We start from the raw sequence: 25,384 nt of genomic DNA, 5'->3' as shown, positions 1-25,384 counted from the left end.
TTTATCGCGCGTTGCGCGCTGACAAAAAACGCTCTTCCACACCTGGCGTCACCGCTGTTTGCAGCATGCATCATCCATATTCCTCCGAGCGCACCTTCCGCACCCGCCTGCGACGTGTAATTGGCCGCTCCACTCCTCCCCTGCAAAGGAAGACTGCATGAAACTCGTACGTGTTGGCGCCGAAGGCCACGAACGCCCTGGCCTGATCGATAGCGAAGGCCGCATCCGCGACCTCAGCGGTGTGATCGACGATGTCGCCGGTGAGCATCTCACCAATGCCGGCGTGGACAAGCTGCGCGCGCTGGATGTCTCTGCGCTGCCGGTGATCGAAGGCGACGTGCGTTACGGCGCTGCGGTAGGCCGCATCGGCAAGTTCATCTGTGTGGGCTTGAACTACGCCGACCACGCCGCCGAATCGGGCATGGACGTGCCCAAGATGCCGATTCTTTTCATGAAGGCCACCACCGCGGTGTGCGGTCCCAACGACACGGTGATCATTCCGCGCGGGTCGGTGAAGAGCGATTGGGAAGTGGAGCTGGGCGTGGTGATCGGCGATGTGGCGCGCGATGTGTCGGTGGACCAAGCGCTGGACCATGTCGCCGGCTATGCGGTGATCAACGACCTGTCCGAGCGCGAATTCCAGCTCGAACACGGCGGCCAGTGGGTCAAGGGCAAGAGCGCCGACACCTTCGGCCCGATCGGCCCGTGGCTGGTCACCCGCGACGAGATCCCCGACCCGCAGAACCTGTCGATGTGGCTGGAGGTCAACGGTCACCGCTACCAGAACGGCAGCACCCGCACGATGGTGTTCGGCGTGGCCGAACTGGTCAGCCACATCAGCCGCTACATGACGCTGATGCCCGGCGATGTGATCAGCACCGGCACGCCGCCGGGCGTGGGCCTGGGCCAGAAGCCACCGGTCTACCTCAAGCCGGGCGATGTGATGGAGCTGGAGATCGAAGGCCTGGGTCGCCAACGTCAGCCGGTGGTGGCGCATCCACGCGATGCGGGGTGAGGTTGCGTGCCGGCAGGAGAGGGTTACCGAATTGAAAGCGTGTTGACGCGTTGCGCTCCACCACCCAGACCCTTCTTTTGCAGCAAAAGCCGAACAACAACCGTAGACGTCGCCGAGCAACCATGGGTACGCGCTGCAGCTCAAGCCCCTCTCCCACCGGGAGAGGGGTTGGGGTGAGGGTGAGGTGCCACGTCGTCGCGCAAATCGACGCAATGCCGCTGTTTGTTGGTTTGCTACCTCGATGCTGGTGCTAACGAATCATCAGCAGGTCTTTAGCGAGTGGGCGCCCGCATTGAATGTCCAAACGTTGTAGCGCTTCGATGGCGATACGCAGTTTGTCGTGCAATCGATTCAGTGATTCGAGTTTCAAACGCAGGGGCCCTGCCATGCGTCAACACAACCGTCGCTACGCGTTCGCACCCTCCACCCCAACCCCTCTCCCGATAGGAGATGGGCTAGATCAATTCCCTGTTTCCGTTCTTGTCGGTCCGTTCTTCTTCCACCCTTCACCGCCCAGGATTTTCATGCGCACCATCATCGCCCTCGAAACCCACGACGTCCGCTTCCCCACCTCGCGCGAGTTGGATGGGTCGGACGCGATGAATCCCGATCCCGATTACTCGGCGGCCTACGTCGTGCTGCGCACCGATGCGGCCGATGACCTGGCCGGTTACGGCCTGGTGTTCACCATCGGCCGCGGCAACGACGTGCAGACCGCTGCGGTGGCAGCACTGGCCGAGCATGTGGTCGGCTTGCGGGTGGAAGACGTCATCGCCGATCTGGGCGCGTTCGCGCGCCGGCTCACCAACGATTCGCAGCTGCGCTGGCTGGGCCCGGAAAAGGGCGTGATGCACATGGCCATCGGCGCTGTCATCAACGCCGCATGGGACCTGGCCGCACGCGCGGCGAAAAAACCGTTGTGGCGCTTCATTGCCGAACTCACGCCCGAGCAGTTGGTCGACACCATCGACTTCCGCTACCTCACCGACGTGCTCACCCGCGACGAGGCGCTGGCGATCCTGCGCAATGCGCAGCCGCAGCGCGCGCAACGTATCGCCACGCTGATCGAACAGGGCTACCCCGCCTACACCACCTCGCCTGGCTGGCTCGGCTACTCCGACGAAAAGCTGGTGCGGCTGGCCAAGGAAGCGGTGGCCGACGGCTTCCGCACCATCAAGCTCAAGGTCGGCGCCAACGTGCGCGACGATATCCGTCGCTGCCGCCTGGCACGCGAAGCGATCGGCCCGGACATCGCCATGGCCGTCGATGCCAACCAACGCTGGGACGTGGGCCCGGCGATCGACTGGATGCGCCAGCTGGCCGAATTCGACATCGCCTGGATCGAAGAACCCACCAGCCCGGACGACGTGCTCGGCCATGCCGCCATCCGCCAAGGCATCGCGCCGGTGCCGGTCTCCACCGGCGAGCACACGCAGAACCGGGTGGTGTTCAAGCAGTTGCTGCAGGCCGGTGCGGTGGACCTGATCCAGATCGATGCCGCGCGCGTGGGCGGGGTCAACGAGAACCTCGCCATCCTGCTGCTGGCCGCCAAGTTCGGCGTGCGCGTGTTTCCGCACGCCGGCGGTGTCGGTCTGTGCGAGTTGGTGCAGCATCTGGCAATGGCCGATTTCGTGGCCATCACCGGCAAGATGGAAGACCGCGCGATCGAGTTCGTCGACCACCTGCACCAGCATTTCCTGGACCCGGTGCGCATTCGCCACGGCCGCTATCTCGCCCCGGAAGCGGCGGGCTTCTCCGCAGAAATGCACGCCGCCTCGATCGCGGAGTTCAGCTATCCGGGCGGACGCTTCTGGGTAGAGGATCTGGCGGCCAGCGCGAAGACCTGAGCGCGCGTCCCCTCATCCGCCCTTCGGGCACCTTCTCCCGCGCGCGGGAGAAGGAAGCGGTTCCGGGACCGCTCGGCAATTCGAATTGACACGTCTCGGCCCGAGCTTCGGCCTTCTAGAACAACCACCGGCTGGCTGCCTAAACCCGCCGCGCCTGGATCAACGCGGAGCACGCCCTTCTCCCGCGCGCGGGAGAAGGAAGCGGTCCGGGACCGCTCGGCAATTCGGATTGACACGTCTGGGTCTGAGCTTTCGGCCTTCTAGAACAACCAATGGCTGGCTGCCTAAACCCGCCACGCCTGGACCAACGCGGAGCACACCCTTCTCCCGCGCACGGGAGAAGGAAGCGGTCCGGGACCGCTCGGCAATTCGGATTGACACGTCTGGGCCTGAGCTTTCGGCCGTGCAGAACAACCAATGGCTGGCTGCCTAAACCCGCCACGCCTGGCCCAACGCGGAGCACGCCCTTCTCCCGCCTGCGGGAGAAGGTGCCCGCAGGGCGGATGAGGGCGCTCTTAGCGCTGCGCGTCGATCGCCTCACTCAGCGCAAAGATCCGCCCGGCCTGCCGCCATTTCTCGCCCGGCGCACTGCCGGGCAGCGGTTTCTGGAACCGCCACATCAACTGCTCCCATGCCTGGATACGCGGGTCGGCTGCATCGCGCGCGGCCTTGGCGGCCGGATCGTAGTCCTCGCTGACCTGCATCAGCATCACCAACCGGTCGCCGCTGCGAAAGATCTCCAGTTCCTGGATGCCGGCCTGCTGCAGGGAAGCCACCACTTCCGGCCACACCTCGGTGGGTTGATGCCAGCGCTCGTATTCGGCGATCAAGTCCGCATCGTCGTGCAGGTCCAACACATAGCAAAGACGCGGCATGCTCAGGCTCCTGCAACCACGGGCGCCACGCGACGGGCGCGCAACGCGAACGACAAAATCACCGCAAAGCACGCACCCGGCACAACCATCGCCCAGTGGATGCCGGCCATATCCGACACCGCGCCCATCACCGCCGTGAGCAGGGCACCGCCGATGATGGACATCACCAGCATGGACGAGCCCAGCTTGCGGGCATCGTCGTGCATGCCGTCCAGGCCCAGCGCAAAAATGGTCGGGAACATCACCGACATGAACACGCTCGCCGCCACCAGTGCATACAAGCCGGTCCACCCCGGCAGTGCGATGGCCACCGCGCACAGGACCAGATTGATCACGGCAAAACTTGCCAACAGCTTGGCAGGTGCCAGATAGCGCAACAGCGCGGTGCCGATGAAGCGGCCGGCCATGAACAGCACCAGCGAGATGGTGAGATAGGTCGCAGCGGTCTTCTCCGGCGTGCCGGGCACTGCGTCCTGCAGATAGCGGATCAGGTAACTCCAGATGCCGACCTGCGCGCCCACGTAGAAGAACTGCGCCACCACCGCAAACACGAACAGGCGGTTACGCAGCAATTCGCCAAAGCGTGCGCGCCTGGGCGCGGCGCCGGTGCCTGCCTCCGGCGCGCCGCTGGGAAAGCGCACCAGCGCGATCAGGATCGCCCACAGCACCACCACCGCACCGATGATCAGGTAGGGCGTCTGCACGGCTGCCGATTCGGTGGCGAAAAACGCCTCGCGCGCGGCCGGCGCCATCGCGGCCAGCTCGGCCGGGGTGTGCTCCACGCCGGAGAAGATGAAATGCTGGCCGACCAGCACGCCGGTGATCGAGCCCAGCGGGTTGAACGCCTGCGCAAGGTTCAAGCGCCGCGCCATCGGCCGGACCTAGCACGGTCACCAGCGGGTTGGCCGTGGTTTCCAGGAATGCCAGCCCGCTGGCGATCACGAACAGCGCCAGCAGGAACAGCCAGTAGGTGTGCACTTGCGCGGCCGGATAGAACAGGAACGCGCCGCATGCGTACAACAGCAGGCCCAGCACCACCGCGGCCTTGTAGCTGTAGCGGCGCATGAACATCGCCGCCGGCATCGCAAACACGAAATAGCCCATGTAAAAGGCGCTCTGCACCAGCCCGGCCTGCAGGTCGGTCAGCTCGAACGCCTTCTTGAACTGCTTGATCAGGATGTCGTTGAGGTTGTTGGCCATGCCCCATAGAAAGAACAGGCTGACGATCAACAACAGGGGAACCATGGCGGTGCGCGCCAGGTTGCCGCGCGGCGACGCGGCAATGTCACTGTGATGCATGCGACCGTTCCCCTCCCAAGGCTGTGGCGCTTGCGTTGCAATCGAGCGAGCGTACTGCGCAGGCCAGCGTCATGCAAATATAAAATCTTTGTTTATATTTGCACGAAGAGACTTCCACCGCCGCCGTGCCTGCGATGCCTGTACCCTGGCGCGCCGCACCTTGCCTGGACCCGCAAACGGATGAGCACCGCACCCGCCAAGTACCGCGCACCCGCCCTGGACAAGGGGCTGGACATCCTGGAATTGCTCGCCCGCCAGGCGCAGCCGATGAGCATGGGCGCGATCTCGCAGGGCATCGGGCGCTCGCGCGGGGAAATCTTCCGCATGCTGCAGGTGCTGGAAGAGCGCGGCTACCTCACCCGCGATGGCGAAGGCGACTACGTGCTGACCAACCGCTTGTTCATGCTCGGGATGCAGCAGCCGCACGTGCAGAGCATCAGCGAGGCCGCACTGCCGGTGATGCGGCGCCTGTCCGATGCGATCTACCAGCCGTGCCACTTGGTTGCGCCGTCCGGCGACCAGATCGTGGTGATCGCGCAAATGGACGTGCCCAGCGACCTGGGCCTGGTGGTACGCCCGGGGCATCGTCGCCCGTTGACGCATTCCAGCTCCGGGCTGGTGCTGTTCGCCTTCCAGCAGCCGGAGGTGCAGGCGCGCTGGTTGGACATGCTCGAGGCCAGCGATGTGCCGTTCGAGCGCGCGCAGTTCCTGGCCGCCGCCGCGCAGGCGCGCCGCGATGGCTATGCCATGCAGCCCAGCGAGGCGGTGGTGGGCGTGGTCGACCTGACTGCCCCGATCCTGCAACGCGGCAGCGCCACCTACACGCTCACGGTGCCCTTCATCGAACGGCGCCCTGCGCTGGTGAGCCCGCAAGCGGCGTTGCAGGCCCTGTGCGCGGCAACCGCCGAGATTTCCGGCGCGCTGCACTAGCCGCACACCGAGCGAAGGCCGCGCCACCGTGGCCGGAACGCCGCCGCCGCCGTTGGCCTCTATACTCGGCGCGATCGACCACGCGGGATCGCATGTCCAGCATCACCTTCGGGATGTGGAGCACCATCCTGCTGCTCGGCAGCGCGCATGGCGTGCTCGGTGCGGGCCTGTTGCTGCTGACGTCGGTCAACCGCATCGCCAACCGCTGCCTGGCGGCGTTGCTGCTGGTGGTGGTGGCGCTGATCACGCCCTACACGCTCGGCTATGCCGGCGCCTACGACGCCTACCCGGACCTTACCTACGCACCGCTGTTCTGGGAGCTGGCCATCGGCCCGCTGGTGTGGCTCTACGTGCGCCAACTGGCATCGCCAGCAGTTGCCACCGCGCTGGGCGCTGCATCTGCTGCCGGCGCTGCTGCAAGGCGCTTACTACACCTGGCTGTTCACCTGGCCGCTGCAACGCAAGTGGGCCTGGAACGCCGCTGTCCAGGTACCCTGGATCGCCCCGCTGCAAGATGCCCTGGTGCTGGCCTCGCTGGCGGTGTACCTGGCGCTGGCCTGGCGCGAGTACCTGGCCTATCAACGCTGGCTGGAGCACCACAGCAGCGCGCGCGAGGAACTGCGGCTGCCGTGGCTGCGCGGCTTTCTGCTGGCCGCTTCGTTGCTGGTGGCGTTGCGGCTGGGCTTTACCGCCAGCGACCGCCTATGGCATCGCCTGTCGTACTTCGACGAGTTCCCGCGGTATCTGGCCACCGCCGCCCTGGTCTACTACCTGGGGCTGGAAGGTTGGCGACATGCGCGCGCGCACTATCCGCAGCGCGACGCGGCGCAGATGCTGGACCCGCAAATGCCTGTGTCGGACCTGCCCGCGCCCGCCTGCCCACAGCCCGCGGCGCCGGAGAAGGACTGGCAGGCACTGGGTCAACGCGTCGCCGCCGAAGTCGGCGCGCACGGCTGGTGGCGCGAGCCGAACCTCACCCTGCCCGAGCTGGCGCGCCGCATTGGCACCAACAGCAATTACCTCTCGCGAGCGCTCAACGAGGGGCTGGGGCTGAGCTTCAGCGCCTTCGTCAACGCGCTGCGCATTGCCGAGGCACGGCGTTTGCTGGCGGGCAACGAGGACATCCTGTCCATCGCGCTGGCGGTCGGCTTCGGCTCCAAGGCCAGCTTCAACCGGGTGTTTCGGGCGCAGGTTGGCTGCACGCCCAGCGATTACCGGCGCACGCAACGTCCCATATCCTGAAAATCGCTTGGCGATTGGGCATTTGAGGCGCATGCCGCCGTGCGGTTGGGAATTGTCTCGACTCTTGCCAAGGAGTTGCCATGTCCCCGCGCATCCGCCCCCACCCATTGCCGTTGTGGCGCGTCCTGTCATGGTGCGTGCTGTGCTTGCCCATGTGCCCGGCGTGGGCCGCCCCGCCAACGCCGCCGTTGAGCAGGGACAGCCCGCTGTCGGGCCCGGCGCTGCTGGCCGATGTCGATGTGCTTCAACAGGCCTATGCGGCGTTGCATCCGGGCCTGTACCGCTACGCTACCGAGCCGCAGGTTGCGCAACGCTTCGCCGCGCTGCGCGCCGAACTGGCACACGGCGCCACGCTCGGCCAGGCCTATCTGGCCATTTCGCGCCTGACAGCCAGCGTGCGCTGCGGCCACAGCTTCCCCAATTTCGTCAATCAACCCGCGCCGATCCAGCAGGCCCTGTTCCCCGGCGAGCGGCTGCTCCCGTTTCACTTCCGCTGGCTGCAAGGCCGCATGGTCATCAGCCGCAATGGCTCGGATCAGCCCGGCCTGGTCCCCGGCACTGAAGTGCTGTCGATCGATGGCGTTGCCAGCGCGCAGATTCTGGCGGCCCTGATGAGCGTGGCACGCGCGGACGGCAGCAACGATGCCAAGCGCGTTGCCCAGATGGAGCTGCAGGCGTTTGCACGCATCGAGGCATTCGATGTGTACCTGCCGATGCTGTTCCCACAGATTTCCGCCAACCCGATGCTGCAGGTCCGCACGCCGGGAGCGAACGCGCCACGCGCGCTGCGGGTCAGCGGCATCGACGCGGCGCAGCGCAATGCAATGGCGCCCCAGCGTGCACGCGACAGCGCAGCACCGGCATGGACGCTGACGATGGATTCGACCGATCTGGCGATCCTGCGCATGCCGGACTGGGCGCTCTATGAGAGCCGCTGGGACTGGCACGCCTTCTTGGCGCGCAGCTTCGCTCGCCTTGCCGAGCGCCGCGTGCGTGCGCTGGTGATCGATCTGCGTGGCAACGAGGGCGGGCTGGATGTGGGCAGCGTGCTGCTTGGTTATCTGGCCGCAGGCGAAGTGGCCGTGCCGCCCGTGCGCAACTTGGTGCGCTATCGGCGCCTGCCCGATGCGTTGGCATCGTCTGTCACGACCTGGGATCGCTCCTTCCGCGATTGGGGCACGCGTGCGCGCGCCTACGACGCGCGTTTCTACGCACTCGATTCTCCACGCGGCGCAGCGGCGCAAGCGTACCTGCCACTGCGCACGCCGCACTTCGCCGGCCAGGTCTTCGTGTTGACCAGTGCCGAGAACAGCTCGGCCACCTTCGAGTTTGCACAACAGGTGCAGCGCAACGGCCTGGCCACGCTGGTCGGCCAGCCCACCGGCGGCAACCTGCGTGGCATCAACGGCAGTGCTTTTTTCTTCCTGCATCTGCCCAACTCGCAGATCGAAGTGGACCTGCCAGTGGTTGGGCAGTTTCCGATCAGCGCCCAACCGGATCGCGGCGTATTGCCCGATGTGCCCGTGCACATCACGGCGCAGGATCTGCAAGACGGTCGCGACGCGGAAATGGACGTGGTGCGCGCCTTGCTGCGGGGTGATGGAACACCGCCGCAGGGCGACCAGGATGCGCCCGCATAGCCACGGCTATAAAGATCAGACCGACCTTCGCGTGCAGTGCAAACGCACCGAACGCGGCAATGCGTTGGTACACTGCGCGCCCCTTGGGGAGTAGCCTGCTTTCGTGCATCGAAAGCGCCTGCATCAACATACTCGGCCAGTGCGCCGTGGTGCAGGCAACCAGTTTCGGTTTGGCGAGACCAGCGGCATGCGTGCACGACGACGGTTGGCGCGGGCGCATGCCGTTGTGACCGTGCCCAACCCGAGAGTGTCGATGTCTCCTTTTTCCATTGTGTTGATCGGTTTTGCGATGTCGACCGATGCGTTCGCCGCGGCGATCGGCAAGGGCGCGGCAATGCGCAAGCCGCAGTGGCGCGATGCACTGCGCGCCGGCCTGATCTTCGGCTGCATCGAAGCGATCACCCCGGTGATCGGCTGGCTGCTGGGCCGTGCCGCAGCCAGTTATGTGTCTGCCTACGATCACTGGATCGCCTTCGTGCTGCTGGGCGCATTGGGGACCCACATGATCGTGGCCGGCCTGCGCAACGGGCCGGAGGATGCCGAAGATGCAGCCTCCGAGACGCCAAAACGGCATGGCTTGCTGGGCTTGGCCACCACCGGCTTTGCCACCAGCATCGATGCGATGGCGGTCGGCGTCAGCCTGGCGTTTCTGGATGTGCACATCGGCGTGGTGGCGGTGGTGGTGGGCCTGTGCACCTTCAGCATGGTCACTGCCGGCGTGATGCTGGGCCGCGCGCTCGGCAATCTGATCGGCAAGCGCGCCGAAATCCTGGGTGGATTGATCCTGGTGATCGTCGGCAGCGTGATTCTTTACGAGCACCTGGGCGGTGCGGCGTAGCCGTAGGAGCGCACCTGGGCGCGGCGGGTTTTCCTGGTAAAGCCGCCATCGCGCCCGGGTGCGCTCCTACGCTGCGTGGGCGTGCGAACCGCACGCGATCGGCATCATGGAATGCGTGATCGCTGCGGCGTGCATCCCCGCATGTCGCGATGCACAGGTGCACCTTTCAGCGTGTCTTTGCATCGTGGTAGGCGCTCAGGAACGCGCGCAGCGACGCCGGCTTCACCGGCTTGGTCAGCAACCGATACCCGCGTTCGCGCGCAAGCTGCTTGAGTTCGTCGCGACCGTCGGCCGTAAGCAGGGCGCCGGCGATCGGCGCCGGCGCGGCGGCTTGCACGGCATCGAGCGTGTCCAGGCCATCCATGCGGTCGTGCAGGTGGTAATCCACCAGCATCAGGTCCGGCTGTTCGCGCGCACGTTCCAGCGCCTGGTCCACGGTGCTGGCGGTGATCACTTCCACCTGCCAGCGGCCGAGCAGCGCGCGCATGCCATCGAGAATTTCGCGGTCGTTGTCCACGCACAGCACGCGCAGGCCGGCCAGCGAATCGCCGCTGGGAGATGCACGTGCAGCCGTCACCGGCAACAGCGGTGCCACCGGAACCGGCGCCACACGCGGCAACAGGATCGAGAACATGCTGCCGCGACCGACCTGGCTGCGCGCGCTCAGGTCGTGGTCGAGCAGGCGCGAGATGCGTTGGCAAATCGACAGACCCAAGCCCAGACCCTGCTCGCCCCAATCGAAGGGCTGCTGATAGCGGCGAAATTCTTCGAAGATCTGCCGCATGTGGTGCTCGGGAATGCCCGGGCCGGTGTCCCACACCTGCAGCTCCACCTGCTGCCCGCGCCCACGCATGCCCAGCACGATGCGGCCCTGGCGCGTGTAGCGCAACGCATTGGCCAGGAAGTTCTGCATCACCCGGCGCAGCAGGCGGCGGTCGCTGCGCACCCAGATCGCGCGCACATGCACCTGTAGCCGAAGACCACGGCTGGCTGCCACCGGCGCGTATTGCGCGGCCAGCTCGTGCATCAGCGCGCTGGCGTCGAAATCCTCGACCGTGGGACGCAACCCACCGGCATCCAGGCGCGAGACGTCGAGCAGGCCGTCGAGCAATTCTTCGGCCGCACGCAGCGAGGCATCCACGCGTTCGGCCAGATGCCGTTGCTCTTCGTTGTGCTGAAGGCTCTCGCGCAAGGCCGAGGCGAACAGGCGCGCAGCGTTGAGCGGCTGCAACACGTCGTGACTGATGGCTGCCAGAAAGCGGGTCTTGGATTGTTGCGCCAGCTCGGCCTCGCGCGAGCGATCGGCCACGCGTTGCTCCAGATTTTCGTTGGCGTCCAGCAATGCGCGTTCGGCGCGCTTGTAGTCGGTGATGTCGTTGTAGCTGGTGACGTAGCCACCGCCCGGCAGCGCCTGACCGCGCATCTCGATCACCTTGCCGTCGCTGCGGGTGCGTTCGAACACATGCGGCGAGCCGGCGCGCATATGCCGGATCCGGCGATCGATCTGGTCTTCGATATCGCCCTCGCCCAGTTCGCCGCGCTCGGCGTTGTAGCGGATCAGGTCGGCCACCGGCCGGCCCACGTACAACATGCCATCGGGATAGCCGAACAACTGCTGATAACGCCGGTTCCAGGCGGTCAAGCGCATGTCCGGGTCGACCACGCTGACCGCGGCGCTGATGTTTTCCAGCGTGGTGGACAGAATCTCGCGATTGAAGCGCAGCTCCTGGCCGGCTTCGTCCAGCACCGCCACCACTTCGCCCAGTTCCATGCCCGAACCGCGCAACAGGCTGGTCAGCACCAGGCGTGCGGAGGCGGCGCCGATGGAGGCGGCCAGCAGGCGTTCGGTGAACTGCACCCAGGCGCGGTCGGCCACCACCGTCGGCTGCAGTTCGCGTTCCAGCAATTGCGCCTGCTCCACGAACGCGCGCCGCGCATGCCGCTCGCCCACCACGCGTTCGGCCAGCGCCTGCAGGTCGCCAACCCGCACATGCCCCGGCCACTCGCCGGCCACCGCCGGGCGCTGCGCGTACGGATCCAGGAACGGCGCGGCACGCAGGCGTTCGTCCACGCCCGGACGCCAGCGCGCAGAGACCAGCATCATCGCGCCCACGTTGATCAGCAGCGACCAGAACGTGCCATGCGCCAGCGGGTCCCAGCCGCGCATGCCGAACAGCTGCTGCGGCTGCAGCCAGGCGATACCGAACGGCCCGTCCACCAGCCAGTCCGCCTGCAGCCAGCCGGCGCGCGTGGCCGCCGGCAGCAGCAGCGTGTAGATCCAGGTCATGAAGCCGAGCGCCATGCCGGTCTCCACGCCCTTGCGGCTGGCGCCACGCCAATACAGCCCGCCGATCACACCGGGCGCAAATTGCGCTACCGCGGCAAACGCCATCAATCCGTACGCGGCCAGCGTGGTGTCGTTGGCCACGCTGCGGTGATATCCGTAGGCAATGAGCGCCAGCAGCAGGATCGCAACACGTCGGATCCACAACACGCGCGAGGCCACCGCCGCGCGCGCATCGGCGCTGCCACGGCGACGCAGCAGCACCGGCATCACCAGGTCGTTGCTGACCATGGTGGCCAACGCGATGCTGGCCACGATCACCATGCCGGTGGCCGCGGAAAACCCGCCCACATACGCCACCAGCGCCAGCACCGTGTTGCCCTGGCTCAGCGGCAGGGCCAGCACCACCGCATCGTCGACCACCGCACTGCCCTTGCCGAACAACGCGATGCCCGCCGAGGCGATCGGCACCACCATCGCCGAGATGATCACCAGATAGGCGCCGAAGAACCAACGCGCACGGCGGATATCGCCGACATCGCTGCATTCGACCACCGCCACATGGAACTGGCGCGGCAGGCAGATCACCGCCAGAAAACTCAGCAATGTCTGCGAAATGAAGCCCACCGACGGCGTGTGCTCGAACAGCGTGCGCGCCGAATCGGCGATATGCAGTTGGTGCTCGCTCAACCACAGCCATGCGAACAGCCCCACCGCCACGATGGCAACCAGCTTGATCACCGACTCCAGCGCGATCGCCAGCATCATGCCGCGGTGGTGTTCGGTGGCGTCGACCTGGCGGGTGCCGAACAAGGTGGCGAACAAGGCCATCAGCAATGCCACATACAACGCCGGGTCGGCGAAGATGCCGCGCCCGGCGCTGCTATGCCCGGTCAACACTTCCAGGCTCATCGCCACCGCTTTGTATTGCAGCGCCAAGTACGGAACGATGCCGATCAGCGCGATCACCGCCACCAACGCGGCCAGCCGGCGCGAGCGGCCGTAGCGCGAGGAGATGAAATCGGCGATGGAAACGGTATTTTCGGCGCGCGCGATCAGTGCCAGCCGCTCGATGATGCGCCAGCCGAACAGCAGCAACAGCAGCGGGCCCAGGTAGATCGGCAGGTAGCCGATGCCATTGCGCACCGCCGAGCCGACCGCGCCGTAGAAGGTCCACGACGAGCAATACACCGCCAGCGCCAGGCTGTAGACCGCCGGCCGCAGCCACGGCCGCTCCGGATACAGCGGACGGCGATCGCCCCACCACGCCACCCCGAACAGCAGGGCTGCGTAACCCAGGGACACCAGCAACAGGATCCAGCTCGAGACCAACATGTCCTCCGACGTGGCGCAGCGCCAGCGGTGGAGTTTACGCAGTCACGCACGTTGGCGTTGCAGGCGCAGCATCCGGGTCGGGCGACGTCGGCCGTGGGTTGCATCGGCATGCGCCACGAACCCTGCCGGGCTAAGCAAGGCCTTGGGGAATCCGCGGCCGGCACCTTGCCAGGCATTGGCATCGAAGACGCGCGCACATGCCCGCGCGAACTGCGGGCATATCCGTGGTTGGTGTGCGACCACCGCTGCGGCGCCCGTGGCCTGTTCCACCATGCCAGCACCGTCGAATCGCACCGCTGCCAGCGCCGCGATCGGCGAACACATGCAAGCGACAGACACGACCTGCGGACTCCAGGCTTGATGTTAGCGCTAACACACCATACTGTCTGTCCACCTTGAATCGGACGATGCTCCAAGCGTTTCGTTGCGCGATGGCGTTTTGCATTGCAGCAATGCCTCTTCCCCGCATCGCTATCGCCTGCGCCACCGCGCGATGCGATTGACTATTGCAGTGCAACGACGGCAGCCACCGCGATGCGCATTCATCACCACGCGATGGAATGCGTCCCGGCGTGCAGGCGCCGCGCATACCGATGCGTGCATCGGCCGCGCCCGTCGCCTGGCAGTGCAGTCGATCCGTGTGTCGCACCCATCCAGAAACCAGCACCGCAGGTGTGGAGAGCCCATGTCCGTTCAAGCCAGAAGCCAGACCTCGTCCATTGCGCCGTCGGGCGTGCGATCCCTGCTGATCATCGTTGCCGGCCTTTTCGCCGCCGACGGTGCCTGGGCGTGTACCACGCCGGTGTCGGTGTGCGAACGCGACAGCGCCGGTGCGTTTGCGCTGATCCGCTCGGAGCTGCCGGCCACGGTCGTGGTCGATGCCTCGGCCGATTCCGCCGTGCGATCGGTGGCCGACAATTTCGCGGCCGACCTGCAACGGGTTGCCGGCCACAGCAGTGGCGTGAGCACCGATCTGGCAGGCGTCCGCGGAGCGGCCGTGATCGTGGGCACGCTCGGCCACAGCCCGATCATCGACGCGCTCATCGCCGCCGGCAAAATCGACAGGCGCGCCCTGCTGCAGCGCTGGGAGGCGTACACGCAGATTGTCGTCGATCGCCCCACGCCGCAGATCGATCGGGCGCTTGTCATCGTCGGCGCCGATCGCCGTGGCGCGGTCTTCGGTACCTACGATGTCTCGGAGAAGATTGGCGTGTCGCCGTGGTACTGGTTTGCCGACGTCGCAACGGCGCATCGCTCCAACCTGTTCATCACCCGCGGCAGCGTGTCCGATGCGCCGAAGGTGCGCTACCGCGGCTTCTTCATCAACGACGAAGACCCGGCCTTGAAGGGCTGGGCGATGAAGAAATTCGGCGGGGTCAACGCGAAGATGTACGCGCATGTCTTCGAGCTGGGCCTGCGCATGAAGGCCAACTATCTGTGGCCGGCGATGTGGGGCAAGGCATTCAATGTCGATGATCCCAACAACATGGTGCTGGCCGATCAGATGGGCATCGTCATGGGCACCTCCCATCATGAGCCGATGATGCGTGCGCAGAAGGAGTGGCATCTCAAGAGCATCCCCAACAGCGGCGGTCCCTGGGACTACACCCGCAATGCCGCCAACCTGCGTGCGTTCTGGAAGGGCGGCATCGCGCGGATGATGTCCAAGGGCGGCGGCCAGCGCTACGACAGCCTGGTGACGGTCGGCATGCGCGGCGATGGCGACGAACCGATGGCCGAGAGCACGGCCAGCCATCTACTGGAAAAGGTTGTGGCGGACCAGCGCGCCATCATTGCCGATGTGACGAAGGCGCCGGCTGCGCAGACGCCGCAGGTGTGGGCGCTCTATAAGGAAGTGCAGGACTACTACGACCACGGAATGCAGGTCCCCGACGATGTCACGCTGCTGTTTTCCGACGACAACTGGGGCCAGATCCGCCGTCTTCCGGTCACCGACCTGCAGCGCGCCGGCGGGTATGGCGTGTACTACCACTTCGATTATGTGGGGGTGCCGCGCAACTACAAATGGATCAATACCAATCAGGTCGAAAAGATTTGGCAGCAGATGGATCTGGCCTATCAGCGCGGCGCACGGCAACTGTGGGTGGTCAACGTCGGCGATATCAAGCCGATGGAATATCCACTGAGTTTTTTCCTGAAGATGGCTTGGAATCCGGAAGCGATGACGCCCGGCGCGCTTGCGGCGTACCCGCAGCAATGGGCGCAGGAATCGTTCGACGCCGCGCATGCCGCACGCATCGGAGAGCTGATCACCCGCTACAGCATGCTGGTTGCACGGCGAAAGCCGGAATTGGTCGATCAGGACAGCTTCGCCCTGGGCGAAGGTGCGCCAGCCGAGCTGGATGGCGGTGAGTTCGGCGCCATCGTGGCGCAATGGCAGGCGCTCGAGCAGCGCATGCTCGGCGTCAAGGCAAGCTTGCCTGCCGACCAGCAAGACGCCTATTACCAGCTGATCGAATACCCGATCGCGGCAGTGTCCAATCTCTACCAGCTCTATTACGCGGCCGCATGGAACAAGCGCCTGGCCGCACGCAACGATGCACGTGCCAATTACTTCGCCGACATGGTCGAAACCACCTTCGAGCGCGACAAAGCCCTGACACAGCGCTACCACACGATCAACGGCGGCAAATGGGACGGCATGATGAACCAGGTCCACATGAGCTATGTGATCTGGAACGACCCGACCCAGCAGTCCATGCCCTCGATCAGCCGCGTTGGCGGCGACACGCCGCCCGACCGGATCGCGCGCTCCATCGCGTTCGCCCCGCCGGCCCCGCAAACGCCAGGGGTGCTATCGCTCGAAGCGCCCAAGTATTCGCGGGTCATCGCCAACAAGGGGCTGCAATGGACCGCGATCCCCGCGCTGGGACGTACCCAAGGCGCCCTGGTCGCGCTGCCGCAGGGGCAGCCTGCCACCACGGCCGAAGACCGTGTCGCAGTGGAGTACGACGTGGTCGTCACCACGCCGGGCCCTGCGACGCTCGGCTTGTATCTTGCGCCCACACTGGACACGTCCAACCGCGGGCCGCTCCGCCTCGGCGTCTCCATCGACGACGGTCCGGTGACCACCGTCAATTGGGAACTGCACCCCACCGGCGGGGCACAGAACACGCCCGCCGAAAAAGCCTGGGCAACCGCGGTGCGGGACAATGCGGTGTTCGTATCGGCGCAGATGGGCACGCTGGCGAAGGGTCGGCACACGATCAAGGTCTTCCGGATCGACGACAACATCGTCCTTGAGAAGCTCGTGCTGAGCACCGTGCCGGTGCCTGTGTCCTATCTGGGGCCTGCGCCGGCACGCTGACGCGCGCCACCTGGAGCGCGTCGCGAGCGCGCTCTGGCGCTTTCAGCCGGCCATCGCCGCCGCCAACGCTGAGGCGGCGATGGCCCGCGGACTCATTCGGGCAGCCGTACCTCGACCCGATACACCTGCCCGCGCGCAATGTTGCCGATGCGCTGTTCCGGACAGAGCTCGCCATCGACCCGCACCTCCATCGCGGTGCGGCCCGGCTCGCGCGTCAGCGTGACATCGAAGTCCGCACCACGGAACTGGCGCCTGGCACGCGCGTGCGGCCAGTGCGACGGCAGCTGCGGACGGATCGCCAGCGTATCGCCCTGTCCGACCAACCCGAACAAGCCTTCCAGCACGCAGCGATACACCCACGCCACCGTGCCGGTGTTGAACAGCTGGCTCGAGCGCCCGGCTGTGCGCGGGTATTGATGCCACGCGCCACGGTAGTAGTTGGGCAACGACACCGGCAGGTGGCCGCGTTGCAGTACATCCTCGCGGGTTGGCCCCGGCAGCAAAGCGCGCAGGATCTCCCAGGCGCGGTCGGCCTCGCCAATCTGGTACAGGCTGTACAAATAGAATGCCGCCGCGTGGTTGTACACCGCACCGTTTTCCGCCGCGCCCGGCCACTTCTGCGTCAGCCGCCCCACGTCATCGCGCATGTGCGTATATGCCGGCGCCAGCATCACCGGGCCATACGGCGTGTGCAGCTGCTCGCGCACCGCCTCCAGCAGCGCCGCACGTTGCTGCGCATCGGCAGTGCCGGCCAGCAGCGCGAAACTCTGCGGATTGAGATAGATGCGCCCCTCCACATCGTCGGCGATGCCGAAGCGCAGCCCGTCGTCGGTGATGCCGCGCGCGTACCAGTTGCCGTCCCATAGTTCACGGTTGGCATCGGCATTGACCGCGCCCACCGCCTCGCCAAACCTGTCGGCCTTTGCGCTGCGTCCGTGCGCAGCGCAGATGTCCGACCACAGCCGCAGCGCGTACGCGGTGGCCACGGTCAGCCAGCCGGACACCCCCTTGCCGCGCCAGCCGACCATGTTCATCGGGTCGTTCCAGTCACCCTGGGCGATGAAGCTCAACCCGCGTGCATCGCGCGCGTCCAGCAGCCACTGCATGGCCGCGTCCAGGCGCTCGGCAACGCTCAGGCGCTGCCCGTCATGGGTTTGCACGATCGCCTCCAGGATGCTGGTATCGCCGGTCTCGGACAGATACGCGCTCAGGAAGATCGGCAACCACACGCAGTGGTCGGTATGCGGCACCTGGTTGATGTATTTGAGCTCGGCGCCTTCCACCAACAGGATGCCGTCCGGCATTGCGCCGCTGGGCTCCTGCTGCGACAGGGCATGCAACAGCGCCGCGCGTGCGGTGGCAGGCTGCAGGTAGGCCATGCCCATGTGGTCCTGCAGAAAATTGCGCGTCTGCGGATCGGTGGTCAGGCGATTGACGTCGCCGTGATAGAACACCTGGCGCGGCAACCAATGGTTGACCATGTTGTCCAGCGCCGCGTCGGGTGTGGCGATCTGCACGCAGCCACGGCCAGCCTGCAGATAGTCCGCATATTCACGCGCCGCCTGGGCGAAACCGGCTTCGGAGAGATAGCGCGCCCGCAATGCGGCAATTTCGGCATCGTCCTTGGCCGGCCCGAATGCGAAGCGATACACGCTGGCCGCATCGGCTTCCAATGTCAGCCGGTATTGCAACGCGGCGGCCGGCGTTTCGTAATGCGCATCGTGGTTGCCCAGCTGCTCGGCCTGCACCGCCGAGGGTGCGTGCAGGCCACCCTCGCCTTCGAATGCCATCTGCTGCGCGTCCCAGGCCACCGGCGTCTGCTCGTGCAGCAGGAAGGTGCAATCCTTGAAATCGCGCTGGCGGAAGTAGTCGTCCACCTTCTGATACGGCGCCACGCTACGGCAGACGATTGCGCCCAAGCCCGGCTCGTAACCGCCGGACTGATGCATCCACGACATGTAGCCGACCGGGAAATAGGCATACAGGCTCAGCCTGCGCGCGCGCCCGGACACGTTGTGCACACGACATTCCCACAGCTCCACCGCATCGTCGGTGGGGAGGGAAACGCACAATTCCACCACGATGTCGTCATGGCGCACCCGCCAGCGCACATCGTGCTTGCCGGCAGAGAACTCGAACGCTTGCGGCTGCGCGCGCACCGGCTCGTGCGGCACCGAATACAACGCGCCGGTGTCTTCGTCCTTGAGATAAAAGAACCGACCGGGATGATGCGCGTAGTACGGCTGCTCCGGCATCATGAAATTGCGTGCTTCCAGCATCGGTGCATGCGCGTATTTCGATGGTTCCGGCTGCATGAACTGGCCGGTGGCATAACCGCGGCAGGTCAGCTGCACCATCATGCGGCGGTTCCACAGGAAGCCGCCGGCATTGGGCATTGCGGTGGGGCTGTAGAGCGTATAGCGCGCACCATCGGCGCTGGGCGCCATCAAGCTGGACAGCGCATCGGACGTGGCGTGGGGCGTTGCAGACACGGTCAGGGGTGCTCCGGTTCGTCGCGCTTGCGCGCGGCCAGTTCGTGCTGGATGCGGTTCAACAGCCCATCGTCCAGCGGATAAAAACGCATGGTCCAGGCCGCCAGCAGCGCAACCGCACCCGGAATCACTGTCAGCAGCAGCACGATGCCGGTCAACGACCCGGTGGACTGCGCGGTGTTGGCGACATAGCCCATTGCAGCCAGCACCCAGGCAATGCCGGCCGAGGCCAACGCCCCACCGAGCTTTTGCGAAAACGTCGCAGCGGCGAACGTCATCGCCGTGGCCCGGCGGCCGGTGCGCCATTCGGTGTAGTCGGCGCTATCGGCATACATCGAAAACGCCAACGGCGATTTCGGCCCAAGCGCCAGGCCGATCAGCATGTTCAAGACGAACACCGCCCACACCGCATCGGCCGGTACGAAAAACATCGCACAACTCAGCAGGCCGACAAGCACCATCAGCCAGAACATCAGCTGGCGCTTGTCCCAGCGCCGCGTCAGCAGCGGCGTGATGGCCGCACCCACGCCCAGGGCCACCGAGTAGCTGCCCAGAAACAGGCCGACCAGATCCGGGCGTTGTACGTAGTACTTGAGGTAGTACACGCCCGCACCGCCGCGCATGGTGATCGTGATCATGATGATCAAAGACAGCACAAAGAGTACGCACCACGGTTTGTTCTGCAGCAGGTCGGCGATGTCGCGACGAATCGGTGTGCGTTGTTGCGGCGGCGGTTGCACGCGTTCGCGCGTGGTCAGCGCCACGGTGACGAACAACGCCAGCGCCACCGCGCCGTACAGCAGCATCGTGCGCTGCCATCCCAACGCATCGTTGCCTGCGCCGAACCAGCGCACCAGGTCCATCGTGAAGTAGTTGACCAAGGTGGTCCCTGCGAACGCACCGATGAAACGCAGGCTGATCAGGCCGGTGCGCTGCTGGCTGTCGGCGGTGATCACGCCGGATAATGCCGAGTACGGAATGCTCACCACCGTGTAGGCCAGCATCATCAGCAGGAAGGTGATCGTGGCCCACCACATACGCCCATGTTGATCCAGGTCCGGCGTGGTGTAGGCAAGCACGCCGGCAGCGGCCATCGGCAGCGCACCCCACAGCAGATACGGGCGGAACTTGCCAAGCCGGCTACGCGTGCGGTCGGCCAGTGCGCCCATCGCCGGGTCGGCGATCGCATCGGCGATCTTGGTCAACAAGATCATGGTGCCGACTGCAGCCGCCGGCAGGTGCATGGTGTCGGTGTAGAAGATCAGCAAGAACGCCGAGATGTTGGCCCAGTACAGATTCAGGCCCAGATCGCCGGCGCCATAGCCCAGCTTTTCGCGCCAGCGCAGGCGCGCCGATGCAGGAGACGTTGCGGGCGATGACGTCATCGACACACCTTCAAATGCGTTGTACCCGGCCGAGCACGCCGTTACGCTGGGTGCCCGCGCACCTGGCGAGGAGCGCCGACGCTACACCACGCGTCGGCTGTCGCCAACGTGAAATCCATTCGAATGCCGAATCGATCCAGAGATATAACCTGACGTGATGGACACCGCCACACATGCCACGCCCGCGTCCGCTTCGCCGCTTGCCATCGTGGTGATGGGCGTGTCGGGCAGCGGCAAGACCACCATTGCACAGGCGCTGGCAGCGCATTACCGCTTCCGTTTTCTGGATGCCGACGACTACCACAGCGTGGCAGCACGCGCGCAGATGGCAGCCGGTCAACCGCTCACCGACGCGATGCGCCTGCCGTGGGTCGAACTGCTATCGGCCACGCTGCGCGATTGCGTACAGGCCGGCGAATCGGTGGTGCTGGCCTTTTCCGGTTTGCGCAGCGCGCATCGCCAGCTGCTGCGCAACAGCGGCGTGCCGATGCGCTTCGTGTTCCTGCATGCGGCCCCGCACGTGATCGCCGCACGCCTGAGCGCCCGCGCAGGCCACTTCATGCCAGCCGCGTTGCTCGACAGCCAGCTGCAGACGTTGGAGCTGCCGTTGGACGAAGCGGACGTGGTGTCGGTGGACGTGGATGCCAGCGTGCCTGCGGTTGTGCAGGATGCGATCGCCCAATTGGCGGCGATCGATGCCGCCGCAGTGCAACATGCATGGCGCGCATCGGAGCGGGTGTAAGCGCACGCAGACGATTTGCGTGAGGCACGCGGTGGGTGTCGTCTAGGCCGTCATGCGTCATGCGTCATGCATCGCGAGGCTGTTGCTTCCGTGCCGGGATGGATGCCCCATCACGATCGCGCGACGCGCAGCCTGAGCGCAGTCACAGCGGCAATGCCCGCACGGCGCAGCGCGAACACCTGCTGTCGCGCTCGCCTGCGCATCCAGCGCGCATCCGCATGGCCGTATGCCGCCGCAAAGTGCCCGCATCGGCAACGCGCCATTCCCTTCTCCCGCCGGGAGAAGGTGCCCCGAAGGGGCGGATGAGGGTACGACCACACCCGCATCGCTCATCTCGCCGCCTCCACACGCCGCACGACTCGCAGCGCGCAGCGCAATCGGCCACAGCGCTGAGCCCTTCAGCCCCATTGGCTACATACCGCAGGACGCGGCAATCGACCGCCGATATCGCGCACCGGGTGTTCCTGGCGCACTTTTCCATCGCGCCCATCCGTGGCAAAGCACCCACACAAGGTTGCGCAATATCTCCTGGTTACTTCTTGCAAACCGCCGTCATCGGTGCATCTCGGTTCAAGACCGCATCAATCAAGTTTTCTATCGCAACCCAGGAAATAGTGATGAATCATCACGATTAGTGCGAATAACGAACCGATTGAACGCAAATTTTTCAAGCTGGTCGCACCAGATGCAAACGGACCCGACCGTTGTCTGAATGCAGCGCCGCGCAGGTGTTGCACGGTCACGTCAATCGTCCATCGTTCGTCGGCAGATCCGGGGGGATCCAACGCTTCCTTCCATCTAGGACATGCCGTGATGATCAATCCCAAACGCCGTTTGCGGTTTCGCAGTTTGACGCTCGTTCCTTGCCTGCTCGCCAGTGCCGTGGCTTTCGCGCAGTCTGGCGCCACCACCGCGCAGCAGCCGGTATCGGCCCTGGATACCGAGGCATTCGCACGCTCCGGCCAGGTCTGGCGCAGCTTCGGTCAAGACCTTCCCTTTGCCAGCCCCAGCAACTGGACCGTGGCCGGTGGCGGCTACTTGAACTCGCGTTTCGCACCGGGCGAATGGAAGATCAATCGCACCACTGCCAAGACGCTCAAGCCGGCGTGGACGCTGACCACCACCGGCGACATCTCGGCCACGCCCAGCATCGAAGGCGGCACCCTGTACGTGCCCGACTGGGGCGGCACGCTGTATAGCGTGGACACGCAAACCGGCAAGCCGAACTGGCAGGCCAAGCTGTCGGACTATACGAACAAGAGCAATTCGCTCTCGCGTACCACGCCTGCCATCACCCCCAAGAGCATCATCCTGGGCGACATGGCCGGCGGCACCGTGCTGGCCTTGGACAAAAAAACCGGCAAGTTGTTGTGGAAGAGCGAGGTAGAGACCAATCCACAGGCACAGATCACCTCGTCCCCGGTGGTGTACGGCAACCGCGTGTACCTGGGGGTGTCCTCCAGAGATTATGAAAGTCTCGATCCCACCCATCGGTTCTCATTCCGCGGCAGCGTGGTGGCGCTGGACGTGAACACCGGCAAGAAGGTTTGGCAGTTCTACAACGCGCCCGAAGGCTACACGGGTGCATCGACATGGGGCCAGGTCGCGGTGGACCCGATCGCGCGCCGCATCTATTTCGGCACCGGCAACAACTACAACATTCCCGCCAGCGTCGGTAACTGCGTGTCCAATGCGCGCTCCTATCGCGGCGGTGATTTGACCGTCGAGGATGAACTCAACTGCATGGCACCGGACAACTACGTCGATTCGGTGATTTCGCTCAATCTGGACACCGGCAAGCTGGTCTGGGCCAACCGCAACCAGGGCTACGATGCCTGGAATCTGTCGTGCATCCTTGCCCCGACCAATGGCCTGTGCCCGAACACCCAGGCAACCAACCTGACCGGCCCCGATTACGACTTTGGCGGTGCGGGCGTGCAACTGTTTGCGGTGCCGCGCAACGGCAAGCTGCAACAACTGGTCGGCGCCGGACAGAAGAGTGGCATCTATTGGGCCTTCGACGCCAAGACCGGTGCCAAGGTATGGTCCACCCAAGTTGGTCCGGGCGGCACCACCGGTGGTATCGAGTGGGGCGCCGCGTTTGATCCCTACAAGTCGCGCATCTATGTCGGCATCAACAACAACCTCAACACCACCTACACGCTGGGCCCAGACAACACCGTCAGCCACAACGCCGGTTCGTGGGCGGCACTGGATGCGGCTACCGGCAAGATCCTGTGGCAAGTGAAGGCACCGGGAATCAACCCCGTCAATCCGACGGTGCCGGCCGGCGCGCAGGGTCCGATCTCGGTCTCACCTAACCTGCTGTTCGCCGGATCGATGGCAGGCAATATGGTTGCCCTGGACAGCGATACCGGTGCCACCTTGTGGAACTACAAGGCCAGTGGCTCGGTGATGAGCGCGCCGGCAATCGTGAACGGTGCGCTGTACTGGGGCTCCGGCTATGCGCGAAACAACTTCGGTGTCGCGGCAACAGCCAACCAGCTGACCAAGTTCGTGCCGGATAACGCAGCAGCCAAGTAAGCAGGATCTGCAGGGCGGCCATAACCGGTTCCTGTCGGAACGACACCTCCGCCTTCGGGCGGCGGTGTCTTCGTCGGCGCTGCCGGTTGTTCAGGTGCAACTGCAGGCGTGCCACGAAGTCGGCGGCAACGCGGCAACGCATCATCTACAGCGATCAACAGACGTCCTCGCGCTGAACGCAGAACGTGGCGACCCACCGACAGCGAGCCGCCATCTGGCCGAGCACGCTGCGCGCGCCTGCCGGTGCGCGTAGCTTTTTCTGCTCCAAGCTCGCAACTACAGTCGCGTGACCTGGCATAAGCGAATCTGCCCCGCTTCCAGGCCGTGCGCCTCGGCCGCACGCCGGCGCAGTGCGCGCACCAGCGCGGCTGCATCCAGTTCGCCATCGGCTGGTACGTCCACGCTATGTGCCAGTTGCCCCCACAGCACCGGCCGACCGTCGCAGTAGCCCTCGTAATCGGCGAAGTAATGCAGCTGGCGCCGCTCAGGTCCCGACGTGGACATCGCCTTGAATCTCCGTGCAGCCCAGATGTTCCAGCGCGATCTCCAGCCCCAGCAGATAGCTCTGCGCACAATACCCACGCACCGTGGCGATGCACTGCCCCAGACCGTGCGGCAGGCAGCGTTCCGGACGGTCCACGCTGTCGTCGTGCGTTTCGACATAGGGGTAAGGCAATTCGCTCAGCACGCGATGCAAGCGCGCACTGCCCACGCAACTGCCCGGATCGATCAGCGCGATCTCCATCCGCGCCTGGCCGGCCACACGCAGCGCATCCAGCAGTTCCTGTTCCGAGCCACAGGCACGCAATGCCACCGTCTTGCCCGCGTCCCCGGCACACGCCACCAATTGGCGAATGACGGCGCGCGGCAACGGCTGCGGCCCACGCACCAGCGGCATCGCCGCCTCCGGCCCACGCATGATCATGATCGACATCGCGCCTCCTCAGGCAGCAACGCGCAGCGGCGCGTGCATCGGCGGCAGGCACCGCGCGGCAATGCCGAGCGACATCGCATATGCACGCGGCGCATCGTGCGGAGCAATCACCACCGCCAACGGCGCATGCTGCGCATGCAGCCACGGCTCCAACTCCTGCGCCGCATCGGAATGCAGCTCGATATACGGCGTGGGCAACGCGTCCACGGCAGCGCGCAAGGCGCGCGCGCAACTGCGCTCGGACAACGGCAGATCGCCCGAATCCAGCAACACCAGCTCCACTTCGGCATTGCCACCGGCCGCATGCAGCTCGGCAATCAAGCTATCCACATCGGCACACGCCAACGTGCGCAATGCACGCCCGGCACACGCAGGCAATGGCATCGGCATCAACGGCGCCGGATCGGCCTGAGGACCGCGCAAAATCAGGATACACATCGTGTTCGGCTCAACGCACCACAGTGCGGGAGTGCCAAGGTAGGCCTGGCGGGCATAAAGGCGCTATCCGCACGCCAGTGCGCGAACATAAAGAGTGCGTAATGGCGCGTTTTCCATCAGTCGAAACAATCCAACGCGCATCGATGCCGGTGCGCAGCGCAGGTAAAGCAGATGCAGCTGGCTTAATCGTCTATCCATGCAACAAGCGCTGCACGC

General features: G+C 65.4%; 16 protein-coding genes, 2 pseudogenes and 1 riboswitch. Of the genes and pseudogenes, 9 read left to right on the top strand and 9 right to left on the bottom strand.

Going from position 1 to position 25,384, the window contains the following annotated elements; translation table 11 throughout:
- Positions 1 to 157: 157 nt before the first annotated feature.
- Together ACCQ03_RS01320 and ACCQ03_RS01315 are read left to right on the top strand one after the other, a co-directional pair.
- Positions 158 to 1,015, top strand: a complete 858-nt coding sequence (locus ACCQ03_RS01320) for a fumarylacetoacetate hydrolase family protein (protein WP_057679663.1) — start codon at positions 158 to 160, stop codon at positions 1,013 to 1,015.
- A 524-nt stretch (positions 1,016 to 1,539) separates the two neighbouring features.
- Positions 1,540 to 2,862, top strand: coding sequence for an L-fuconate dehydratase (locus ACCQ03_RS01315; protein ID WP_150147365.1), 1,323 nt, complete (start codon positions 1,540 to 1,542; stop codon positions 2,860 to 2,862).
- Between the two features lie 515 nt (positions 2,863 to 3,377).
- Here ACCQ03_RS01315 and ACCQ03_RS01310 read toward each other — a convergent pair.
- Entirely contained in the window at positions 3,378 to 3,737 is a 360-nt protein-coding gene (locus ACCQ03_RS01310; protein WP_057678014.1) for an L-fucose mutarotase, read from the bottom strand.
- Positions 3,738 to 3,739: 2 nt separating this feature from the next.
- Positions 3,740 to 5,036 (bottom strand): annotated as a pseudogene (fucP, locus tag ACCQ03_RS01305) (L-fucose:H+ symporter permease).
- Between the two features lie 180 nt (positions 5,037 to 5,216).
- Between fucP and ACCQ03_RS01300 the strand changes: the two are divergent.
- The 4 genes and pseudogenes from ACCQ03_RS01300 to ACCQ03_RS01285 all read left to right on the top strand — a co-directional run bounded on the left by ACCQ03_RS01300 (position 5,217) and on the right by ACCQ03_RS01285 (position 9,686).
- Positions 5,217 to 5,966: an IclR family transcriptional regulator gene (locus ACCQ03_RS01300; protein WP_057678013.1), complete on the top strand. Its 750-nt coding sequence runs from the start codon at positions 5,217 to 5,219 to the stop codon at positions 5,964 to 5,966.
- Between the two features lie 113 nt (positions 5,967 to 6,079).
- A pseudogene (locus ACCQ03_RS01295) lies at positions 6,080 to 7,208 on the top strand (helix-turn-helix domain-containing protein).
- A gap of 152 nt (positions 7,209 to 7,360) precedes the next feature.
- The gene (locus ACCQ03_RS01290) at positions 7,361 to 8,848 is read left to right on the top strand and encodes a S41 family peptidase (RefSeq protein WP_209227738.1); all 1,488 of its coding nucleotides are present in this window, start codon (positions 7,361 to 7,363) and stop codon (positions 8,846 to 8,848) included.
- Positions 8,849 to 8,927: 79 nt separating this feature from the next.
- Positions 8,928 to 9,089: riboswitch (yybP-ykoY riboswitch) on the top strand.
- Positions 9,090 to 9,101: 12 nt separating this feature from the next.
- The gene (locus tag ACCQ03_RS01285) at positions 9,102 to 9,686 is read left to right on the top strand and encodes a manganese efflux pump MntP (protein ID WP_150147359.1); all 585 of its coding nucleotides are present in this window, start codon (positions 9,102 to 9,104) and stop codon (positions 9,684 to 9,686) included.
- Between the two features lie 166 nt (positions 9,687 to 9,852).
- Here ACCQ03_RS01285 and ACCQ03_RS01280 read toward each other — a convergent pair whose 3' ends face one another.
- Together ACCQ03_RS01280 and ACCQ03_RS01275 are read right to left on the bottom strand one after the other, a co-directional pair.
- A complete protein-coding gene (locus tag ACCQ03_RS01280) occupies positions 9,853 to 13,305 on the bottom strand; it encodes a hybrid sensor histidine kinase/response regulator (protein ID WP_228507658.1) in 3,453 nt (1,150 codons plus the stop codon).
- A 42-nt stretch (positions 13,306 to 13,347) separates the two neighbouring features.
- Positions 13,348 to 13,644 carry a hypothetical protein gene (locus ACCQ03_RS01275; RefSeq protein WP_209227712.1) on the bottom strand — a complete coding sequence of 99 codons (297 nt, stop codon included), beginning with the start codon at positions 13,642 to 13,644 and terminating at the stop codon, positions 13,348 to 13,350.
- Positions 13,645 to 13,990: 346 nt separating this feature from the next.
- Between ACCQ03_RS01275 and ACCQ03_RS01270 the strand changes: the two genes are divergently transcribed.
- A complete protein-coding gene (locus tag ACCQ03_RS01270; RefSeq protein ID WP_209227714.1) occupies positions 13,991 to 16,633 on the top strand; it encodes a glycosyl hydrolase 115 family protein in 2,643 nt (880 codons plus the stop codon).
- Positions 16,634 to 16,725: 92 nt separating this feature from the next.
- Here the strand turns inward: ACCQ03_RS01270 and ACCQ03_RS01265 are convergent, their stop codons facing one another.
- Together ACCQ03_RS01265 and ACCQ03_RS01260 are read right to left on the bottom strand one after the other, a co-directional pair.
- Positions 16,726 to 19,125 (bottom strand): GH36-type glycosyl hydrolase domain-containing protein, encoded by a 2,400-nt coding sequence (locus ACCQ03_RS01265; RefSeq protein WP_209227716.1) that lies wholly within the window; start codon positions 19,123 to 19,125, stop codon positions 16,726 to 16,728.
- Between the two features lie 2 nt (positions 19,126 to 19,127).
- Positions 19,128 to 20,510 (bottom strand): MFS transporter, encoded by a 1,383-nt coding sequence (locus tag ACCQ03_RS01260; protein WP_209227718.1) that lies wholly within the window; start codon positions 20,508 to 20,510, stop codon positions 19,128 to 19,130.
- Positions 20,511 to 20,667: 157 nt separating this feature from the next.
- Between ACCQ03_RS01260 and ACCQ03_RS01255 the strand changes: the two genes are divergently transcribed.
- Together ACCQ03_RS01255 and ACCQ03_RS01250 are read left to right on the top strand one after the other, a co-directional pair.
- Positions 20,668 to 21,252 (top strand): gluconokinase, encoded by a 585-nt coding sequence (locus ACCQ03_RS01255; protein WP_057678007.1) that lies wholly within the window; start codon positions 20,668 to 20,670, stop codon positions 21,250 to 21,252.
- An 813-nt stretch (positions 21,253 to 22,065) separates the two neighbouring features.
- Entirely contained in the window at positions 22,066 to 23,796 is a 1,731-nt protein-coding gene (locus ACCQ03_RS01250; protein ID WP_209227720.1) for an outer membrane protein assembly factor BamB family protein, read from the top strand.
- 276 nt (positions 23,797 to 24,072) lie between these two features.
- Here the strand turns inward: ACCQ03_RS01250 and ACCQ03_RS01245 are convergent, their stop codons facing one another.
- From ACCQ03_RS01245 to ACCQ03_RS01235, 3 genes are read right to left on the bottom strand one after another with little or no spacing between them, the layout of a single operon-like run.
- Positions 24,073 to 24,300 (bottom strand): hypothetical protein, encoded by a 228-nt coding sequence (locus ACCQ03_RS01245; protein WP_005914565.1) that lies wholly within the window; start codon positions 24,298 to 24,300, stop codon positions 24,073 to 24,075.
- Positions 24,281 to 24,730 (bottom strand): 3-dehydroquinate dehydratase, encoded by a 450-nt coding sequence (locus tag ACCQ03_RS01240; RefSeq protein WP_209227722.1) that lies wholly within the window; start codon positions 24,728 to 24,730, stop codon positions 24,281 to 24,283. Before ACCQ03_RS01240 ends, ACCQ03_RS01245 begins: the two co-directional genes overlap by 20 nt.
- Before the next feature lie 9 nt (positions 24,731 to 24,739).
- The gene (locus ACCQ03_RS01235; protein WP_104620309.1) at positions 24,740 to 25,168 is read right to left on the bottom strand and encodes a hypothetical protein; all 429 of its coding nucleotides are present in this window, start codon (positions 25,166 to 25,168) and stop codon (positions 24,740 to 24,742) included.
- Positions 25,169 to 25,384: the final 216 nt, after the last annotated feature.

It is taken from the genome of Xanthomonas sp. NCPPB 3569 (assembly GCF_041475645.2).
Lineage (GTDB): Bacteria > Pseudomonadota > Gammaproteobacteria > Xanthomonadales > Xanthomonadaceae > Xanthomonas > Xanthomonas phaseoli.
The sequence above is the reverse complement of the archived record's forward strand: the minus strand, read 5'-3'. Positions and strand labels throughout refer to the sequence as shown.

What these genes read in the sequence shown, in the direction of transcription:
- ACCQ03_RS01315 (WP_150147365.1), top strand. Translation starts at nt 1,540, where the DNA reads ATGCGCACCATCATCGCCCTCGAAACCCACGACGTCCGCTTCCCCACC.
- ACCQ03_RS01300 (WP_057678013.1), top strand. Translation starts at nt 5,217, where the DNA reads ATGAGCACCGCACCCGCCAAGTACCGCGCACCCGCCCTGGACAAGGGG.
- ACCQ03_RS01255 (WP_057678007.1), top strand. Translation starts at nt 20,668, where the DNA reads ATGGACACCGCCACACATGCCACGCCCGCGTCCGCTTCGCCGCTTGCC.
- ACCQ03_RS01240 (WP_209227722.1), bottom strand. Translation starts at nt 24,730, where the DNA reads ATGTCGATCATGATCATGCGTGGGCCGGAGGCGGCGATGCCGCTGGTG.
- ACCQ03_RS01285 (WP_150147359.1), top strand. Translation starts at nt 9,102, where the DNA reads ATGTCTCCTTTTTCCATTGTGTTGATCGGTTTTGCGATGTCGACCGAT.
- ACCQ03_RS01235 (WP_104620309.1), bottom strand. Translation starts at nt 25,168, where the DNA reads ATGTGTATCCTGATTTTGCGCGGTCCTCAGGCCGATCCGGCGCCGTTG.
- ACCQ03_RS01290 (WP_209227738.1), top strand. Translation starts at nt 7,361, where the DNA reads ATGTGCCCGGCGTGGGCCGCCCCGCCAACGCCGCCGTTGAGCAGGGAC.
- ACCQ03_RS01280 (WP_228507658.1), bottom strand. Translation starts at nt 13,305, where the DNA reads ATGTTGGTCTCGAGCTGGATCCTGTTGCTGGTGTCCCTGGGTTACGCA.
- ACCQ03_RS01250 (WP_209227720.1), top strand. Translation starts at nt 22,066, where the DNA reads ATGATCAATCCCAAACGCCGTTTGCGGTTTCGCAGTTTGACGCTCGTT.
- ACCQ03_RS01310 (WP_057678014.1), bottom strand. Translation starts at nt 3,737, where the DNA reads ATGCCGCGTCTTTGCTATGTGTTGGACCTGCACGACGATGCGGACTTG.
- ACCQ03_RS01270 (WP_209227714.1), top strand. Translation starts at nt 13,991, where the DNA reads ATGTCCGTTCAAGCCAGAAGCCAGACCTCGTCCATTGCGCCGTCGGGC.
- ACCQ03_RS01320 (WP_057679663.1), top strand. Translation starts at nt 158, where the DNA reads ATGAAACTCGTACGTGTTGGCGCCGAAGGCCACGAACGCCCTGGCCTG.
- ACCQ03_RS01245 (WP_005914565.1), bottom strand. Translation starts at nt 24,300, where the DNA reads ATGTCCACGTCGGGACCTGAGCGGCGCCAGCTGCATTACTTCGCCGAT.
- ACCQ03_RS01260 (WP_209227718.1), bottom strand. Translation starts at nt 20,510, where the DNA reads ATGACGTCATCGCCCGCAACGTCTCCTGCATCGGCGCGCCTGCGCTGG.